The following is a 16,390-nucleotide window of genomic DNA, read 5'->3' as shown; positions in this document are numbered from 1 at the left end:
TCACGCCACGAACGTACGAGGCGTCTCAGTCCCCCCGGTTCCCCCAGCCCCACCGCTCTCCACCAACCGTGCCGCGGCAGCCAGCCGCGCCGCGGCCTCCTCCGCCACCGCGCCCCCCACGGTGAATGGCAACCGCACATACCCCTCGAAGGCCCCGTCCACCCCGAAGCGAGGCCCGGACGGCACCCGTACCCCCACCCGCTCCCCCGCCTCCGCGACCCGCGACCCGGACAGTCCCCCGGTCCGCACCCACAGCGTCAGCCCCCCTCGCGGCACCTCGAACTCCCACTCCGGCAACTGCCTGCGCACCGCGGCCACCAGCGCCTGACGGTTGTCCCGCGCCTGACCACGCCGCACCTCCACCGCCTTCTCCCAACCCCCGGTGCTGAACAGCCAGTTCACGGCCAACTGCTCCAGCACAGGCGTCCCCAGATCCGCGTACGCACGCGCGGCGACCAGGCTGCGGATCACATCGGGAGCCGCCCGCACCCACCCGATCCGCATCCCGGCCCAGAAGGCCTTGCTCGCGGACCCGACGGTGATGACGGTCGAGCCGGCAGGGTCGAAGGCACACACGAGCCGCGGCATCTCGACCTCGTCGTCCAGCCACAGCTCGCTCATCGTCTCGTCGGCGATCAGCACGGTCCCCGCCGACCGCGCCGCATCGACCAACTGCCGCCGCTGATTCTCATCCGCCAGCGCGCCGGTCGGATTGTGGAAGTCGGCGACGACATACGCGATCCGCGGCGCCGCCTCCCGCAGCACCTGCCGCCACCGGTCCATGTCCCATCCGGCAAGCCCCTCGGCCATGGCGACGGGCACGAGCCGAGCACCCGCCTCCCGCATCAGCTGCAGGATGTTGGCGTACGAAGGCGACTCCACCGCGATCCGCTCGCCCCGCCCGCCGAAAAGGTGGCAGATGGCGTCGATGGCACCCATCGCACCCGTCGTCACCATGATCTGCTCGGGCATGGTCGGAATCCCGCGTGCGGTGTACCGCTCGGCGATCATCGCGCGCAGCGCCGGCAGCCCCGCCGGATAGTCGCCATGCGTGTGCGCGTACGGCGGCAACTCCTCCAGCGCCCCCTGCACCGCCCGCGTCAGCCACGGCTCGGGCGCGGGCAGCGCCGCGCAGCCGAGGTCGATCATCGAACCGAGCGCCTCGGGCGGCAGGGGCTCCAGACCACGCGCCGGCAGCGGATTGCCGGCCGGCACGGCGGTCCAACTGCCCGCCCCGCGCCGGGACTCCAGGAATCCCTCGGCGCGCAGTGCCTCGTAGGCCGCGGCGACGGTCGTACGACTGACGGACAGGGAGAGGGCCAGCTCGCGTTCGGCGGGCAGTCGCGCGGCCACCGGGACGCGGCCTTCGAGCACGAGCAGCCGGATGCCGTCGGCGAGCGCGCGGTAGGCGGGCGGACGGCGCGTGCCCGGGCCCGCCGGGCGGTCCTGCTGGGAGCTGAGCAGCCGGGCGAGCTGAGCCGCCCCAACCGCCGACGTCCACTGCGCCATGGAAATCAGTCCACCTTCCCCGAATTGGCCATGGATCATGCTTCTCCACAAGCCACAGGGTGTCATGCATCAGGCCACAACCACCACCAGGGGGGAACGTCGTGTCCGCGAAGGGCCAATTGACGCGCCGACTGATCCAGCTGTACGCCGGTCTCGCGCTCTACGGAGCGAGTTCGGCTCTCCTCGTGGAGGCGGGGCTGGGGCTCGAGCCGTGGAACGTGCTGCATCAGGGCCTGGCCGAGCTGACGGGCCTGACGATCGGCGTGGTGTCGATCGTGGTCGGTGCGGCGGTCCTGCTCCTGTGGATCCCGCTGCGCCAGCGTCCCGGCCTCGGCACCGTCTCCAACGTCTTCGTCGTCGGCATCGCCATGGACGGCACCCTCGCCCTGCTGCCCGCCGCCCACTCCCTGGCCGTACGCATCCCTCTCCTGCTTGCCGGAATCCTGCTCAACGGCGTGGCCACCGGCCTCTACATCGCCGCGCGCTTCGGTCCGGGCCCCCGGGACGGGCTGATGACCGGGCTGCATCGGCGCACCGGCCGCTCGATCCGGCTGATGCGGACGACCGTCGAGGTGGCGGTGGTCGTGACGGGCTTCGCCCTCGGCGGCACGATCGGCGTCGGCACCCTGCTGTACGCGGTGTCGATCGGCCCGCTGGCCCAGCTCTTCCTGCGCGTGTTCGCCGTTCCGCCGGCACCGGGCCGCAGCACGGTCGTTGCCGAAGGGCAACCCCATGGGGCGATACTTCGTCCGTGAGCACGCGGATACGCCACCCCTATCTCGACCATCCCGGCCCGATCGCCTTCGCTCACCGCGGCGGCGACGCGGACGGCCTGGAGAACACGGCGCTGCAGTTCCGGCGCGCGGTGGAGATGGGCTACCGGTACCTCGAGACCGACGTCCACGCCACATCGGACGGAAAGCTCGTCGCCTTCCACGACGCGACCCTGGACCGGGTGACCGACGGGGCGGGCCGGATCGCCGACCTGCCGTGGCAGGACGTGGCGCACGCGCGCGTGGCGGGCAAGGAGCCGGTGCCCCTCTTCGAGGACCTGCTCGAGGAGTTCCCCGACGTCCGCTGGAACGTCGACATGAAGGCCGAGCCCGCGCTCCACCCGCTCCTCGAGCTGATCGAGCGCACGAACACCTGGGACCGGATCTGCGTCGGCTCCTTCTCCGAGGCGCGCGTGGTGCGCGCCCAGCGGCTGGCCGGGCCGCGCCTGGCGACGTCGTACGGCACCCGCGGCGTCCTGAACCTGCGGCTGCGCTCCTGGGGCGTGCCGGCGGCGCTGCGGCGCTCGGCGGTGGCCGCGCAGGTGCCCGAGGCCCAGTCCGGCATCCAGGTGGTGGACCACCGCTTCCTCCGCACCGCCCACGCGCGCGGGCTGCAGGTGCATGTGTGGACGATCAACGAGGCCGACGCCATGCACCGGCTCCTCGACCTGGGAGTCGATGGCATCATGACCGATCACATCGACACATTGCGCAAGGTCATGGAGGACCGCGGCCTCTGGGTGTGAGCCCCGGCAGGCGCTGGCCTTCTCGGGGAAGCGAGGGCACGGGTGGGCACCGGCACCGTGCGGACGGAAGCGGCCGACGAGGCCACGGAGCGGCGGCGTGAGCAGCGCGGCTGGTATTTCTACGACTGGGCGTGCTCCGTCTACTCGACGAGCGTGCTCACCGTGTTCCTGGGCCCCTATCTGACCTCGGTCGCGAAAGAGGCCGCGGACGCGGACGGATTCGTGCACCCCCTGGGGATCCCGGTCCGCGCGGGGTCCTTCTTCGCGTACTCGGTGTCCCTGTCGGTGATCGTGGCCGTGCTGGTGATGCCCCTGGTGGGCGCCGCCGCCGACCGCACCGGCCGCAAGAAGCCGCTCCTCGCGGCAGCCGCCTACGTGGGAGCCGCGGCGACGACGGCGATGTTCTTCCTCGACGGGGACCGCTATCTGCTCGGCGGCCTCCTGCTGATCGTCGCCAACGCCGCCCAGTCCGTGGCGATGATGCTCTACAACTCCTACCTGCCGCAGATCGCCCCGCCCGAGGAACGCGACGTGGTCTCCTCCCGGGGCTGGGCGTTCGGCTATGCGGCGGGCGCGCTGGTCCTCGTACTGAATCTGGTGCTCTATCTCGCCCACGACACCTTCGGTGTCTCGGAGGGCACCGCCGTCCGCATCTGTCTCGCCTCGGCCGGTCTGTGGTGGGGCGCCTTCACCCTCATCCCGCTACGACGGCTGCGCGACCGCCGATCCACGGCGAAGGAGGCGACCGCCCCCGGATTCCGGCAGTTGGCGGCGACAGTCCGGGACATGCGCCGCCATCCGCTGACGCTGGCGTTCCTGCTGGCGTATCTGGTCTACAACGACGGCATCCAGACGGTGATCTCCCAGGCCTCCGTCTACGGCTCCGAGGAGCTGGGGCTCGGGCAGTCGACGCTGATCGGGGCGATTCTCATGGTCCAGGTGCTGGCGGTGGTGGGCGCACTCGCGCTGGGGCGCCTGGCCCGGACGTACGGCGCCAAGCGCACGATCCTCGGCTCGCTGATCGCCTGGACGGTGACGTTGGGCGCGGGCTACTTCCTGCCGGCGGGCGCTCCGGTCTGGTTCTTCGTGCTCGCCGCCGGGATCGGCCTCGTCCTCGGCGGCAGCCAGGCACTGTCCCGCTCTCTGTTCTCGCATCTGGTCCCGCCCGGAAAAGAGGCCGAGTACTTCTCGGCGTACGAACTCAGCGACCGGGGCATGAGCTGGCTGGGCCCTCTTCTGTTCGGTCTCACCTACCAGCTGACCGGAAGTTACCGGGACGCGATCCTCTCTCTAGTGGCCTTCTTCATCCTGGGATTCGCCCTGCTCGCACGGGTTCCGGTGCGGCGGGCGATCGCCGACGCGGGCAACCCCGTCCCGGACAGGATTTAGCACTCAAGGCGAAAGGGCGGTAGTGTACGCGTTTGGCCTGCCAGGCGTACCGTTACTGCGCGTCAAAGATACTGAAACGCTGGGTGACATCTGCTAGCAGATGTGACAAACCGGGCGCTGGTGGGTACAACAAGGGGCGGCTACGACGGCGACGCATGACCCCGGAACGGGACACGGAACGGGAATCTTTACCGCCGACCGGACGTTGACCGGATGACGACGACAGCGACACCTGTCCTGTGGGCGACAAGCCCGGGAGGCACGATTCATGAGTGAGCGAGCTCTTCGCGGCACGCGCCTCGTGGTGACCAGCTACGAGACGGACCGCGGCATCGACCTGGCCCCGCGCCAGGCCGTGGAGTACGCATGCGAGAAGGGACATCGCTTTGAGATGCCCTTCTCGGTCGAGGCGGAGATCCCGCCGGAGTGGGAGTGCAAGGTCTGCGGGGCCCAGGCACTCCTCGTTGACGGCGACGGCCCTGAGGAAAAGAAGGCCAAGCCCGCGCGTACACATTGGGACATGCTGATGGAACGGCGCACCCGCGAGGAGCTCGAAGAGGTCCTCGAGGAGCGTCTGGCAGTTCTGCGGTCCGGTGCGATGAACATCGCGGTACATCCGCGCGACAGCCGCAAGTCCGCGTGATAGCTGCGGGGCTTGGGCAGTAAGCAACACACGCACACAACCGCGGGCGCCGTACGTGAGACTGACGTACGGCGCCCGCGGTTTTCGTGTGCCCGGGCGGGCCTCAGCCCGTGATCGCTCAGCCCGTGATCGGCGGGCGCGGACCCTGCGGGGCGTCCCCCGGCTCGTCCCGGATGACCTCTCCCTGCACGACCTTGCCGTCGGGGCGGTGCATACGCGCCTGCTGGAAGGCATCGCCCAGGGTGCCGGAACCGGCCTCGCGCAGGGTCCGCTCGAAGGTGCGCTGCGCATAGCGGCTGATCGACTTCTGGACCGGTGGGACCAGCAGGAGCAGGCCCACCGCGTCCGAGACCAGGCCGGGGAGCATCAGCAGCAGACCGCCGAGCATCATCAGCCCGTTGCCCTCGCTGTTGCCCGACGGGGCCGGGGGCGTGGCACCGCTCTGCTGCTGTTGCAGCGTCTCGGTGAGGTTCCGGAAGGCACGGCGGCCGGCCCGCTTGATGACCACCGCGCCGAGCACCAAGCCGGCGAGCAGCAGCAGGAACACCGTGAACACGCTGGAGGCGCCCGCGACCACGGTCAGCAGCCAGATCTCCAGCACCAGCCAGGCGGCGATGGACAGCGGCAGGAAGGTGCGCAGCCGGGAGCGCCGGGGCCGTGCGGGGTGGGTGGGGGTCGGAGCGCCAGTCGTCATGCGTCCAGTGTGCCTGGGTCCGGCTCAGTACGGGATAAGAGGACGATCAATGGTGCCTGTGAGGCCGTAGGTCTACGACTGTGACGGCTTGCCCCGGCCGAGGATCTTGCCGACCCGCTCCCCCACGCCCCATGTGGTGACCCGCCACAGCGCCTCCACGAGGATGTCCCGGCTCATCTTGGAGTCGCCGTGCTCGCGCTCCACGAAGGTGATGGGGACCTCGACGACGTGGTACCCGGCCTTGATCGCGCGGCGGGCCAGGTCGACCTGGAAGCAGTAGCCCTGGGAGGCGACCTCGTCGAGGCCGAGGCCCTCCAGGGTCTCACTGCGGAAGGCGCGGTAGCCGCCGGTGACATCACGGATGGGGACGTCGAGCAGCACGCGCGAGTAGAGGCTGCCGCCGCGGGAGATGAACTCCCGGGACTTGGGCCAGTTCACCACCCGGCCGCCGGGCACCCAGCGGGAGCCGAGCACCAGATCGGCGCCCTTGAGCGCGGTGAGCAGCCGGGGCAGTTCCTCGGGCTGATGGGAGCCGTCGGCGTCCATCTCGATCAGTACGCCGAAGCCGTGCTCCATGCCCCAGCGGAACCCGGCGAGGTAGGCGGCGCCGAGGCCCTCCTTGCCCTGGCGGTGCAGGACATGGACCTGGTCGTCCTCGACGGTCAGCTCGTCGGCGAACTTGCCCGTGCCGTCGGGGCTGTTGTCGTCGGCGACGAGCACGTGAGCCTTGGGGACGGCCTTACGCACCCTCCCGACGATCGCCTTGATGTTGTCCGCCTCGTTGTAGGTCGGGATGATCACCAAGGCCGTGCCGAGCGGCCCGAACTGCCTCCCCTGGCTCTGTGCCGCGAGGGTCCCGTCGCCGTCGTTCACTGCTGCCCCTTCGTGTCCGTGCGCAGGGCTCCACCATAGTGGGCGCTGCCTGCGTGGACGCGTCAGAAGGGTCGTACACTGGTGTCGATTCGGCAAGGGCCGGGTATGTGTCCCCTTTTCGACGTCTGTGATCCATGACGTCCGCGGGACTGCGGATGGGGGCCCGGCGCCCTTCGGGCCGACCTGGGACCCGCTGGCTGCGGGTCGACCGAAAGGCCGTTGTCTACTGAGCGCCCGGGCCCCACCCGGGTCACACCTCCCCGACCGGCCGGAACGCTCCCTCGTCGCGGCGCGGGCGCTGAGCCTGGCTGCCAGTGGCGGTGCCCCGGTGCGGCGACACCGTCCCTGACCCAGCGGCGTGGCGACGACTGCACGGAGGTTCTCCGGTCGGGCGTCCGGTGGTGGACTGGGCCGAACCTACCGGCCCCCCGCCATCGGCTGTCAACAGCCGTTTGACCTGCGGATATCTACTCAAAGCCCTGGTCAGTGCGGAGGATACGCAGGTCGAGCGACAGTGCGTGGGGCGCCGATCTTGTGCGCGCCACCCCGTGACGTCACTCGCCCGGCCGTACAAACACGGTTCGTCCGCCCACCACGGTCCGCAGGCAGACGGGGAGGTCGGCGCCCGGGCTCAGATCGGGCAGACCGGGGGTGCCTGAACGGGGGTCGGTCGACCAGCGTGCGACCCGGTCGTCCGGGGCTTGGACGACCAGCGCGTCGGTGCGCCACACGGCGTAGTCCGCGGGTGCGCCCGGCACCAGCACCCCCGCGTCGTCCCGTCCGACGGCCCGCCAGCCGCCCCGGGTGTGGGCCGTGAACGCGGCGCGCGCGGAGACCCGGTGCTCGGGCGTCCGGTGGAAGGCGGCGGCCCGGACGGTGCCCCAGGGGTCGAGGGGCGTGACCGGGCTGTCGGAGCCGAAGGCGAGCGGGACGCCGGCGCGCAGCAGGGCCGCGAAGGGGTTCAGCAGGCGGGCCCGCGGTACGCCGAGACGCTGTGCGTACATGCCGTCCTCGCCGCCCCACAGCGCGTCGAAGGCGGGCTGCACGGAAGCGGTCAGGCCGAGCTCAGCGAAGGCGGCGACGGTGTCCGGGGTGAGCATCTCGGCGTGCTCGACGCGATGCCGGGCGGCGCGGACGCGGGCGAGGCCGACCTTCTCCGCGGCGGCGCGCACGCCGTCCACCACGGCCGTCACGGCGGCGTCCCCGATCGCGTGGAAGCCCGCCTGGAGGCCCGCCTCGGTGCAGGCGGCGACATGGGCGGCGACCGCGGCGGCGTCCAGGTAGGAGACGCCGGTGTGGTCGGCGTCGGCGTACGGCTCGTGCAGACAGGCGGTGTGCGACCCGAGGGAGCCGTCGACGAACAGGTCGCCTGCCGCGCCGACGGCACCCAGCTCGCGCGCCTTCTCGACATCCTGCTCGGCCCAGTAGCCCACCACCCGCGGGCCCGGCTCCTCGGTCGCGAGCCGCAGCAGGCCCGTGAAGTCGTCCTCCGAGGAGATGTCGGGGCCGGCGCACTCGTGGACCGAGCCGATGCCGACGGAGGCGGCGTGGGCGAGGGCGGCGCGCTGGGCCTCGGTGCGCTGTGCGGGCGTCACGGCTGCGAACGCGGCAGCGCGTACAGCGTGATGGGCGTCGCGGGTGAGCGGTTCGTCGGCCCGCGTGATCCCGCCGGGGACCAGATCGAGCAGGGCCGTCGTGACGACCGCCGAGTGGACGTCGATGCGGGACAGGTAGAGGGGGCGGCCGCCCGTGGCCGCGTCGAGTTCCGCGCGGGTCGGCGGGCGGCCTCCGGGCCAGCGGGCGGCGTCCCAGCCGTGACCGAGAAGGACCCGGTCGTCCGGGCGGGCGGCGGCGAAGTCCCGTACGGCGGCGAGGGCCGCGTCGAGGGAGGGAGCGTTGGACAGGTCCAGTCCGGTGAGGGCGAGACCGGTGGACGTGGTGTGGACATGGGCGTCGGTGAACGCGGGGGTGACGAGCGCGCCGTCCAGGTCGACGACCTCGTCCACGCCCTCGGCGAAGGCGTCGGCAGCACCTTCGGAGCCCACCCAGGCGACCTGTCCGCGCTCGACGACCATCGCGGTCGCGAACGGATCGGCGGGGCTGTGGACCTCCCCGCGGCGGAGGAGGACGGTGCGGGGGGAGACAGCGGCGCGTTCACTCATGAGGGACAGTTTCGCGCCTCACGCGCGGGGGCCTGTCGGCAGGGCGCTCAGATCCTCGGCGGCCGTGCCTCGTACGGCGTCGACAGCACGACCGTCGTCCGCGTCGAGACACCCGCCAGCGACCTCACCCGGGCCAGCAGCTCCTCCAGCTCGTGCGGGGTGGCGACCCGGACCTTGAGGATGTAGTTCTCGTCGCCCGCGACGCTGTGGCAGGCCTCGATCTCGGGCACGCCGGCCAGTCGCTCGGCGATGTCGTCGGGGGCGCTGGGGTCGAACGGCTTGACCGAGATGAAGGCGGTCATGGGCAGCCCGACGGCCTCGGGGTCGACGACCGCCGCGTAGCCGCGGATGACGCCGCGCTGTTCCAGTCGGCGCACGCGCTGGTGCACGGCCGACGTGGACAGGCCCGTGGCCTTGCCCAGGTCGGTGTAGCTCATCCGCCCGTCCTTGACGAGCAGCTGCACGATCTGTCGGTCCAGCTCCTCCATGGCGCAAGAACCTACAGTGCCGTTGATCTCCTCGGATACCTGAGCAGTCCAGGTCATACCCGGTTCGTGATGTGCCCGAGAGCAGCCTGTGAGCGGACTGAGGCGTGCCGCCCCGGGCATCTGCGGATGGCATGTGACGAACGCCACAGGCCCGCCGAACTCTCCGTGATGTTCCCGTGATTAACGCAGAGACGGGGCGGGAAGTGCTTGCTGTGGTCGAGGCCGCAGTGCCGTCACGGCCCAGCCCGAGGGGGAGAATCCCATGCACAGTGTTAAGCGCCCTGGTCGAACCACGCCCAAGAGGCAGCAGCCGGTCGTCGAGCCCCAGCCGGAGGGCGTCGAACCCGACGCTGCCGAGGCTCTCGAAGCGGAGGAGTTCGACGCGTACGACACCTTCGAGATGTACCGGGTGATCTGCCCGGACTGCGCACAGCCCATCGCCCTGCTGGCGGACGAGGAGATCCTGCCGGAGCACGCGCTGTGCGCTTCGCCGTGGAACCCGTTCGGGCTCACCGTCTGCGCCGGCACCGGCCGTCGCGCGTCCGAGGCCCGTCCCGCGGACGAGTCGGCCGAGCCCCAGGAGCAGGACACCGCCCTGCTGCTGACGCTTCCGCAGGGGCTGGACTGGCGCAAGCAGCCCTTCTCGCACGTCGGCGGACCGGGTTCGCGCCCCATGAGGGTCCCCGTGATGCGACGTCACGCCGCCTGAGCCGGCTCGCTCAATCCCCGTAGCCGCCCTGCACCACGGCTCGCACGCCGCCGTGGTGCAGGATCGGTGCGTCCAGGTCCGCCGCCAGGTCGCCGTGGCGCGGTGCGGTGCGGTGTGACTGACGATGTGTCAGGTAATCGGAGGAAACCATATACCGAGCAATACGTCCGCGAACTCACAGACGATTTCGCCGCTCGGTGACCTGCCGATCGGCACGGGCGTTGGCCAGGTATGACCCCCACCTATCCGGCGACGGAACGAGCCCGCCGGGTGTTCGTTCCGGCGCCCGCAAAACCGGTTCCACCGGCGCCGCCGCAGCCCCAGGATCCCCCCATCTACCGCGATCTCATGCGCAAGTGGGCCGACCGCGGGCGCACCCTGCCGGGGCGCCACGACCCGGAGTGGACCCGGCTCGCGGCGCCGCCGCGCGGACTGAGTCAGGTCAGCGGGTCTCGGGACCCGCGAGATGACGGGCGATGACCATCCGCTGGATCTGGTTGGTGCCCTCGACGATCTGCAGCACCTTGGCCTCACGCATATAGCGCTCGACCGGGAAGTCGGCCGTGTAGCCGTACCCGCCGAGGACCTGGACGGCGTCCGTGGTGACCTTCATCGCCGTGTCGGTGCAGTGCAGCTTGGCCATGGCGGCCTGCTTGGCGAACGGCCGGCCGGCGTCCCGCAGCCGCGCCGCCGCCAGATACAGCGCCCGGCCCGCCTCGAGCTGGGTCGCCATGTCGGCGAGCAGAAAGCGCAGCCCCTGGAAGTCGGAGATCGGCCGCCCGAACTGCTGCCGTCCGGTGGCGTACGCCAGCGCCTCGTCGAGCGCCGCCTGAGCCAGGCCGATGGCGCAGGCCGCGATGCCGAGCCGCCCGGAGTCGAGCGCGGCGAGGGCGATCGCGAAGCCCTGCCCCTCGTCGCCGATCCGCCGTTCGTCGGGCACTCGCACCCCGTCGAAGTGGACCTGCGCGGTCGGCGACCCCTTCATGCCCATCTTCTTCTCCGGCGCCGCCGCGCTCAGCCCCTCCGCGTCGGCGGGCACCAGGAACGCGGTGATCCCGCGCGCGCCTTCCGCTCCGGTGCGGGCCATGACCGTATAGAAGTCGGCGACCCCGCCATGGGTGATCCAGGCCTTGGTGCCGGTGATCACCCAGTCGTCGCCGTCCCGCACGGCCTTCGTACGCAGTGAGGCCGCGTCCGAGCCGGACGACGGCTCGGACAGGCAGTACGCGCCGAGCAGTCCGCCGCCGAGCATGTCGGGCAAGAACTCGACCTGCTGCTGCTTGCTGCCGTAGGTGGCGAGCGCATGGCAGGACAGGGAGTGGACGCTCACGCCGAGGCCGACGGTGAGCCGGGCCGCGGCCAGCTCTTCGAGGACCTGGAGGTAGATCTCGTACGGCTGGTCGCCGCCGCCGTACTCGGAGTCGTACGGCAGTCCGAGGAGGCCGGATTCCGAGAGCAGGGTGAAGATCTCGCGCGGGAAGCGTCCGGCGTCCTCCTCCTCGGCCGCCTTCGGGGCGATCTCGCGCTGAGCGATGTCACGAACGAGGGCGAGCAGATCCCGTGCCTCGTCCGTGGGTAGTTGTCGGTCCACCGGCTGCGGGGTGCGGTCGGTCATGGCGACGCTCTCCTCCCTGACGGGCACTGACGGGCTCGCCTGGTGGGTGGGGCGGCTCCGACGGTCTGTCTCGATGCGGGCCGACGCTCGGGTTCTCCCGGGTTGCGGAAGGTTCTGACCAGCGGCTCTGCGCTGTGAGTATGCCCGATCGAAGGCTCTCCGTCACCAGTTAACGACCGCTTACTCCAGGTAAATTCAAGGCAGCGGAAATTGGTCCGAACCATTGACCTACTGGTCTAGTCCTCCTACTCTGGCGCATCACCGCTTCACCGCGTTCATGCCAATCGGCCCGCGCTCCCTCCCCCACGAGGAGACACCCGATGCACCGTCCCCACCGTCCCCGCGCCCGGTTCCGGGCACTGATGTCCGCCGTCTGCTGCGCCGTCCTCGGCGCGGGACTCCTCGCCGGCGCGAGCACCGCCACCGCCGAACCCACCAAGAAGGCAGCCGCCGGGTCCAAAGTGATCGGCTACTTCACAGAGTGGGGCACCTACGACCGCAAGTACTACGTCAAGAACATCGAGACCTCCGGCTCGGCGGCCAAGCTCACCCACATCAACTACGCCTTCGGCAATGTCACCGGCGGCAAGTGCGCGGCGGGCGACAACTACGCGGCCACCGAACGGACTTACACCGCCGCCGAGTCGGTGGACGGTGTCGCCGACACCTGGGACCAGCCGCTGCGCGGCACCTTCAACCAGCTGCGCGAGCTGAAGAAGAAGCACCCCGGCCTCAAGGTCCTCTGGTCCTTCGGCGGTTGGACCTGGTCGGCCGGTTTCGGCGAGGCCGCCAAGAACCCCGCCGCGTTCGCCCAGTCCTGCTACGACCTGGTCGAGAACTCCAAGTGGGCGGACGTCTTCGACGGCATCGACATCGACTGGGAGTACCCGAACGCCTGCGGCGCCACCTGCGACACCAGCGGCCGGGCCGCCTTCACGAACCTCATGCAGGCACTGCGGGCCAAGTTCGGCGCGAGCAACCTGGTCACCGCGGCGATCACCGCCGACGCGACCGCGGGCGGCAAGATCGACGCGGCGGACTACGCGGGCGCGGCCCAGTACGTCGACTGGTACAACCCGATGACCTACGACTTCTTCGGCGCCTGGGACGCGGCGGGCCCCACCGCACCGCACTCCCCGCTGACCTCGTACAACGGCATCCCGAAGGCGGACTTCCACTCCTCGGCGACCATCGCGAAGCTCAAGGGCCTCGGCATTCCCGCCTCCAAGCTGCTGCTCGGCATCGGCTTCTACGGCCGCGGCTGGACCGGCGTCACCCAGTCGGCACCCGGCGGCACCGCGACCGGCCCGGCGGACGGCACCTGGGAGGACGGCATCGAGGACTACAAGGTGCTCAAGACCACGTGCCCGGCGACCGGCACCGTGGGCGGCACCGCGTACGCCAAGTGCGGGTCCAACTGGTGGAGTTACGACACCCCCGCCACCATCGCGACCAAGATGACGTACAAGAACCAGCAGGGTCTGGGCGGCACGTTCTTCTGGGAACTGAGCGGTGACACGACCGGCGGCGAGCTGATCAAGGCGATCAAGTAGCCCGATTCCACGGGGGCTTGGGGCGGGGGACCACGAGACCTCCGCCCCTCGGGCTGTTCAGGTGTCGCGGCGGGCGGGCTGGGGAGCGGGGTAGGCCGGATCCAGTTCTTCGATGGCGCGCATCGCGCCGCCCAGCGACTTGACCAGCAGTTCGCACATGACGTCGCGGGAGAGTTCGGGGCGGTCGATCCAGTCCAGGGCGGCGCCTTCGACGCTGCACACCCAGGCGAGCAGGCCCATGCGGGCCAGCGGGGCGATGTCGCTGCGGCCGTACGCACCCTCGGCGATGGTCGCGACGATCGCCTCGCGCACCCCGTCCCGGATGGCGTGCACCTCGGCGTCGAAGCCGACGCCACCGCTCACGATGGTGCGGTAGGCGGCCTGGTTGTGCTCGGCGTAGCGCAGATAGCTGTCGATCGTGCGGTGGACGCGGTCCACCGGCGGCAGTTGGAGACCGCTCGCGGCGTAGGTGACCAGGTCGGCGACGGAGTCCTTGATGATCGCCAGGTAGTAGCCGCGCTTGGACTGGAAGTAGTAATAGATCAGCCCCTTGGCCACCTGCGCCTGCCGGGCGATGTCGTCCATCGAGAGCGCGTCGTAGGACGTGTCGGCGAACAACTTCCGCCCGATGGCGATGAGTTCGGCGCGACGCGCCAGCGAGCGCTCGGTGCCGCGCACCCGGGGGTGCGCGGTGTCGCGCTGATGGCTGATATTCAATTTCGACCCTGGTCTTCAACGGGCTGCGGGACATCCGCAGTATGTCAGGTCGAACAGGGGATCAGGTCACAGCAGCCCGAGTTGGGCCACGAGCATCGCAACCACTACGACGAGGGTCCAGCCCATGACGTGTTCGAGGATCTCCGGGCCGTCGTCCTTGGGTCCGCCCGTCCGGGCGCGGGCGCGGGAGGCGGTGGCTGCGTTCGCGGTCATGATGTCCACCTTGCCAGCATCAGGGGCTTTGCGGCCGAGACCTTGCTCACAGCCCGGCGGACGCGTCAGCCCACACCCACGGCCTCGAGCGCCAGGCGCTGCTGAGCCGTCGGCTGCGCCGGGAAGTACAGATAGCAGACCCCGCCCGTGCCGGAGACGACGTCGCCCGCGGCGTTGTACCGCTTGGAACGGAGCCAGACGTTCTCCCACTCCCGCCGCCGGTAGACGCGTCGCACCGCCTCGTTGCTCGGCGAGGCCGGGTCGTTGGCGATCACATCGCCGTCCGCCGTGAACCCGATGACCGTCATCAGATGCCCGGCGGTCCCGTACCCGGCCCCTGTCAGCTCGCTCGCCAGGAAGGACTGGGACGTCATGGCCGGAATGCCGGCCGCGATCAGCGTCTCCAGGTCGGTGAGCGAACCGAGCCGGGTGACCACGCCCTGGAGCCCCTTGAAGGTGGCGGCGTAGGCGGCGTTGAACGGCCAGTTGCCGCAGCCCTCGTACTGGTGGTCGTAGGTGAAGCGGGCCGCGTGGCACACCTGCGGATCGGCGTACGACGGGTCGACCCAGGCCAGCTGCTCGGCCGTGAGACGACCACCCCAGTACTCGATGATCATCTGCGAGGAGGTGGGGCTGCACCAGGCCTCGCCGCCGTTGTCGTACTCGGGGTACTGGCCCTGGTGGATGTCCTGCGAGTAGCGCGGCACGGCGAGCTCGCGGGCCAGGCCCGGCGTGGAGGCCGGGACGGTGAAGCGGTCGGGGACGTCGGAGCCCATCGCGCCCAGCCGCCACACGGTGGGGGTGCTCTTCGCGCCCGGCTTGCGGTAGAGGGTCAGCCGCAGCCGGTACGACGCCAGCCGCAGCCCCGTCGACGGGTCGTCGATCGCGAGGGTGTCCGTCCAGACGCTGCTCTTGCCGTCCTTCTGGCCGTCGACCGACGTGCGCTTGATGTCCCGGTCACCGGCGGCCCAGCGGCCCATCACGTACCAGGGGGTGTTCGTGCCGTCCGTATACGTCCCCCGCAGCTCGACCTGGAGCCAGGTGGCGTCGGGAGTGTGCGCGTTCCAGGACGCGATCGCCTCGGCCGAGGGGACGGAGAGCCGGTGGACGGGGGACGTCCAGGTCGCGTATTCCCAGGTGGCCGTCCTGCCGGTGTGCGGGTCGGCGTAGTCGACGGTGCCCGCCGGGGCGTCGAGCACGACGCCGGGGCGGGCACCGGCGACGGCCCGGGTGCCGCGGGCGGTGCCGCCCCGCCAGTCGGCGTACGTGGTCCAGGCGCGGTTGTCGACAAAGCGGGGCTGGGCTTGCGCGGGGTCCTCGTCATCCTCGGCGGAAGCGGGGGCCGAGCCGCCCGCGACGGCCGCGACTACGGCAGCGGCCAGGACGCTTCTGCGGGACGGCTGTTCGGCTCTGCTCATGGGCGGCAAACCCCCAGGTGTCCGAGTCGGGGCAGGTCCGGTGCACGGTGGTGCGCCCACTATGGACGGAGGCGATGCGCTCGGGCCAGCACATCCGCTCACGCCGCACCCACCAACATTGGTGTCGACCACTGTCACGACCTGCGGCGCGGCCCCGCACCTAGAATGAATAGACCCCCTTCCACCCTCGGGATTCACGATTCACGACCTCGCCCTCCGGCTCCGCCGACTCCCCCCGTCCTGCGGCCCGGTCCGTCTGATCGGGATCGACGGACACGCCGGCTCCGGAAAGTCCACGTTCGCCGGGCAGTTGGCCGACGCACTGGGCGGCGCTCCCGTGCTCCGTCTCGACGACATCGCCAGCCACGAGGAACTGTTCGACTGGACGGACCGGCTGCTGGCCCAGGTGATCGAGCCGCTCGCGCAGGGCAGGACCGCGCGCTATGCCCCGTACGACTGGCGATCCCGCCGCTTCGGACCGGACCGTCCGCTGCCGCCCGCACCCGCGATCCTCGTCGAGGGCGTCGGCGCCGGACGCCGGGCACTGCGCCCGTACCTGGCCCATCTGCTGTGGATGGAGTTGCCGCACGAGGATGCCTGGACGCGGGGGCGGAACCGGGACGGGGAGGAACAGCGGGAGTTCTGGGCCGGGTGGGTCGAGGCCGAGCGGCGGCATTTCGCCGATGACCCTTCGCGCCCCTTTGCCGACCTCCTGGTACGACAGTGCGAAAAGGGATACAAGGTGTGTCCGGGGCCCGTTGGAACGCTTGGTCCGGACCGCTGAGTCACACACGGTGACGAGTCATCGGCAATGTGCTGAACTTGTGAAGACGCGTGCGTTTGAACTTCGCGGAGTGCCCCAACTCGGCTTGACCGGGGGGCCGTACA

At 70.7% G+C, this 16,390-nt stretch carries 17 protein-coding genes; 7 read left to right on the top strand and 10 right to left on the bottom strand.

Annotated elements, in window-relative coordinates; genetic code table 11:
* Entirely contained in the window at window positions 1-1,509 is a 1,509-nt protein-coding gene (locus KCH48_RS36415; protein WP_210581387.1) for a PLP-dependent aminotransferase family protein, read from the bottom strand.
* A gap of 101 nt (window positions 1,510-1,610) precedes the next feature.
* Here KCH48_RS36415 and KCH48_RS36410 point away from each other — a divergent pair, with 101 nt between their 5' ends.
* From KCH48_RS36410 to KCH48_RS36395, 4 genes are all read left to right on the top strand, one after another.
* Window positions 1,611-2,264: a YitT family protein gene (locus KCH48_RS36410; protein ID WP_210581385.1), complete on the top strand. Its 654-nt coding sequence runs from the start codon at window positions 1,611-1,613 to the stop codon at window positions 2,262-2,264.
* Complete coding sequence (locus tag KCH48_RS36405; protein WP_210581383.1) at window positions 2,261-3,028, top strand: glycerophosphodiester phosphodiesterase; 768 nt, start codon at window positions 2,261-2,263, stop codon at window positions 3,026-3,028. The genes KCH48_RS36410 and KCH48_RS36405 overlap by 4 nt, the downstream gene beginning before the upstream one ends.
* A gap of 42 nt (window positions 3,029-3,070) precedes the next feature.
* Window positions 3,071-4,417 (top strand): MFS transporter, encoded by a 1,347-nt coding sequence (locus KCH48_RS36400; protein ID WP_210581381.1) that lies wholly within the window; start codon window positions 3,071-3,073, stop codon window positions 4,415-4,417.
* A gap of 268 nt (window positions 4,418-4,685) precedes the next feature.
* Complete coding sequence (locus tag KCH48_RS36395; protein WP_003977404.1) at window positions 4,686-5,060, top strand: RNA polymerase-binding protein RbpA; 375 nt, start codon at window positions 4,686-4,688, stop codon at window positions 5,058-5,060.
* 118 nt (window positions 5,061-5,178) lie between these two features.
* Here KCH48_RS36395 and fxsA read toward each other — a convergent pair whose 3' ends face one another.
* The 4 genes from fxsA to KCH48_RS36375 all read right to left on the bottom strand — a co-directional run bounded on the left by fxsA (window position 5,179) and on the right by KCH48_RS36375 (window position 9,277).
* Window positions 5,179-5,754, bottom strand: coding sequence for an FxsA family membrane protein (gene fxsA / locus KCH48_RS36390; protein WP_210581380.1), 576 nt, complete (start codon window positions 5,752-5,754; stop codon window positions 5,179-5,181).
* A 72-nt stretch (window positions 5,755-5,826) separates the two neighbouring features.
* The gene (locus KCH48_RS36385) at window positions 5,827-6,627 is read right to left on the bottom strand and encodes a polyprenol monophosphomannose synthase (RefSeq protein WP_210581378.1); all 801 of its coding nucleotides are present in this window, start codon (window positions 6,625-6,627) and stop codon (window positions 5,827-5,829) included.
* Window positions 6,628-7,181: 554 nt separating this feature from the next.
* Window positions 7,182-8,789 (bottom strand): amidohydrolase, encoded by a 1,608-nt coding sequence (locus KCH48_RS36380; protein WP_210581376.1) that lies wholly within the window; start codon window positions 8,787-8,789, stop codon window positions 7,182-7,184.
* A gap of 47 nt (window positions 8,790-8,836) precedes the next feature.
* On the bottom strand, window positions 8,837-9,277 hold the full coding sequence (locus tag KCH48_RS36375; RefSeq protein ID WP_039932055.1) for an Lrp/AsnC family transcriptional regulator: 441 nt from the start codon (window positions 9,275-9,277) through the stop codon (window positions 8,837-8,839).
* A gap of 262 nt (window positions 9,278-9,539) precedes the next feature.
* On the opposite strand from KCH48_RS36375, the gene KCH48_RS36370 reads away from it, so the two are divergent.
* Window positions 9,540-9,986, top strand: coding sequence for a hypothetical protein (locus tag KCH48_RS36370; protein WP_210581374.1), 447 nt, complete (start codon window positions 9,540-9,542; stop codon window positions 9,984-9,986).
* Window positions 9,987-9,996: 10 nt separating this feature from the next.
* On the opposite strand, the gene KCH48_RS36365 is transcribed toward KCH48_RS36370, so the two are convergent.
* Both KCH48_RS36365 and KCH48_RS36360 read right to left on the bottom strand, forming a co-directional pair.
* Window positions 9,997-10,137, bottom strand: a complete 141-nt coding sequence (locus tag KCH48_RS36365) for a hypothetical protein (RefSeq protein WP_210581373.1) — start codon at window positions 10,135-10,137, stop codon at window positions 9,997-9,999.
* Window positions 10,138-10,428: 291 nt separating this feature from the next.
* Entirely contained in the window at window positions 10,429-11,601 is a 1,173-nt protein-coding gene (locus KCH48_RS36360; protein WP_210581371.1) for an acyl-CoA dehydrogenase family protein, read from the bottom strand.
* A 320-nt stretch (window positions 11,602-11,921) separates the two neighbouring features.
* Here KCH48_RS36360 and KCH48_RS36355 point away from each other — a divergent pair, with 320 nt between their 5' ends.
* Window positions 11,922-13,154 (top strand): glycoside hydrolase family 18 protein, encoded by a 1,233-nt coding sequence (locus tag KCH48_RS36355; protein WP_210581369.1) that lies wholly within the window; start codon window positions 11,922-11,924, stop codon window positions 13,152-13,154.
* A 57-nt stretch (window positions 13,155-13,211) separates the two neighbouring features.
* On the opposite strand, the gene KCH48_RS36350 is transcribed toward KCH48_RS36355, so the two are convergent.
* The 3 genes from KCH48_RS36350 to KCH48_RS36340 form a co-directional block, all read right to left on the bottom strand.
* Window positions 13,212-13,871 carry a TetR/AcrR family transcriptional regulator gene (locus KCH48_RS36350; protein ID WP_210581367.1) on the bottom strand — a complete coding sequence of 220 codons (660 nt, stop codon included), beginning with the start codon at window positions 13,869-13,871 and terminating at the stop codon, window positions 13,212-13,214.
* A gap of 66 nt (window positions 13,872-13,937) precedes the next feature.
* Window positions 13,938-14,084 carry an SCO1431 family membrane protein gene (locus KCH48_RS36345; protein WP_210581365.1) on the bottom strand — a complete coding sequence of 49 codons (147 nt, stop codon included), beginning with the start codon at window positions 14,082-14,084 and terminating at the stop codon, window positions 13,938-13,940.
* 65 nt (window positions 14,085-14,149) lie between these two features.
* Window positions 14,150-15,502 carry a peptidase C39 family protein gene (locus tag KCH48_RS36340; protein WP_210581363.1) on the bottom strand — a complete coding sequence of 451 codons (1,353 nt, stop codon included), beginning with the start codon at window positions 15,500-15,502 and terminating at the stop codon, window positions 14,150-14,152.
* Window positions 15,503-15,671: 169 nt separating this feature from the next.
* Here KCH48_RS36340 and KCH48_RS36335 point away from each other — a divergent pair, with 169 nt between their 5' ends.
* A complete protein-coding gene (locus KCH48_RS36335; protein WP_374104749.1) occupies window positions 15,672-16,286 on the top strand; it encodes a uridine kinase in 615 nt (204 codons plus the stop codon).
* Window positions 16,287-16,390 lie beyond the last annotated feature (104 nt).

Source organism: Streptomyces sp. GESEQ-4 (assembly GCF_017948455.1).
GTDB lineage: Bacteria > Actinomycetota > Actinomycetes > Streptomycetales > Streptomycetaceae > Streptomyces.
The sequence above is the reverse complement of the archived record's forward strand: the minus strand, read 5'-3'. Positions and strand labels throughout refer to the sequence as shown.

What these genes read in the sequence shown, in the direction of transcription:
- KCH48_RS36415 (WP_210581387.1), bottom strand. Translation starts at nt 1,509, where the DNA reads ATGGCGCAGTGGACGTCGGCGGTTGGGGCGGCTCAGCTCGCCCGGCTG.
- KCH48_RS36395 (WP_003977404.1), top strand. Translation starts at nt 4,686, where the DNA reads ATGAGTGAGCGAGCTCTTCGCGGCACGCGCCTCGTGGTGACCAGCTAC.
- fxsA (WP_210581380.1), bottom strand. Translation starts at nt 5,754, where the DNA reads ATGACGACTGGCGCTCCGACCCCCACCCACCCCGCACGGCCCCGGCGC.
- KCH48_RS36380 (WP_210581376.1), bottom strand. Translation starts at nt 8,789, where the DNA reads ATGAGTGAACGCGCCGCTGTCTCCCCCCGCACCGTCCTCCTCCGCCGC.
- KCH48_RS36375 (WP_039932055.1), bottom strand. Translation starts at nt 9,277, where the DNA reads ATGGAGGAGCTGGACCGACAGATCGTGCAGCTGCTCGTCAAGGACGGG.
- KCH48_RS36370 (WP_210581374.1), top strand. Translation starts at nt 9,540, where the DNA reads ATGCACAGTGTTAAGCGCCCTGGTCGAACCACGCCCAAGAGGCAGCAG.
- KCH48_RS36365 (WP_210581373.1), bottom strand. Translation starts at nt 10,137, where the DNA reads ATGGTTTCCTCCGATTACCTGACACATCGTCAGTCACACCGCACCGCA.
- KCH48_RS36360 (WP_210581371.1), bottom strand. Translation starts at nt 11,601, where the DNA reads ATGACCGACCGCACCCCGCAGCCGGTGGACCGACAACTACCCACGGAC.
- KCH48_RS36355 (WP_210581369.1), top strand. Translation starts at nt 11,922, where the DNA reads ATGCACCGTCCCCACCGTCCCCGCGCCCGGTTCCGGGCACTGATGTCC.
- KCH48_RS36345 (WP_210581365.1), bottom strand. Translation starts at nt 14,084, where the DNA reads ATGACCGCGAACGCAGCCACCGCCTCCCGCGCCCGCGCCCGGACGGGC.
- KCH48_RS36340 (WP_210581363.1), bottom strand. Translation starts at nt 15,502, where the DNA reads ATGAGCAGAGCCGAACAGCCGTCCCGCAGAAGCGTCCTGGCCGCTGCC.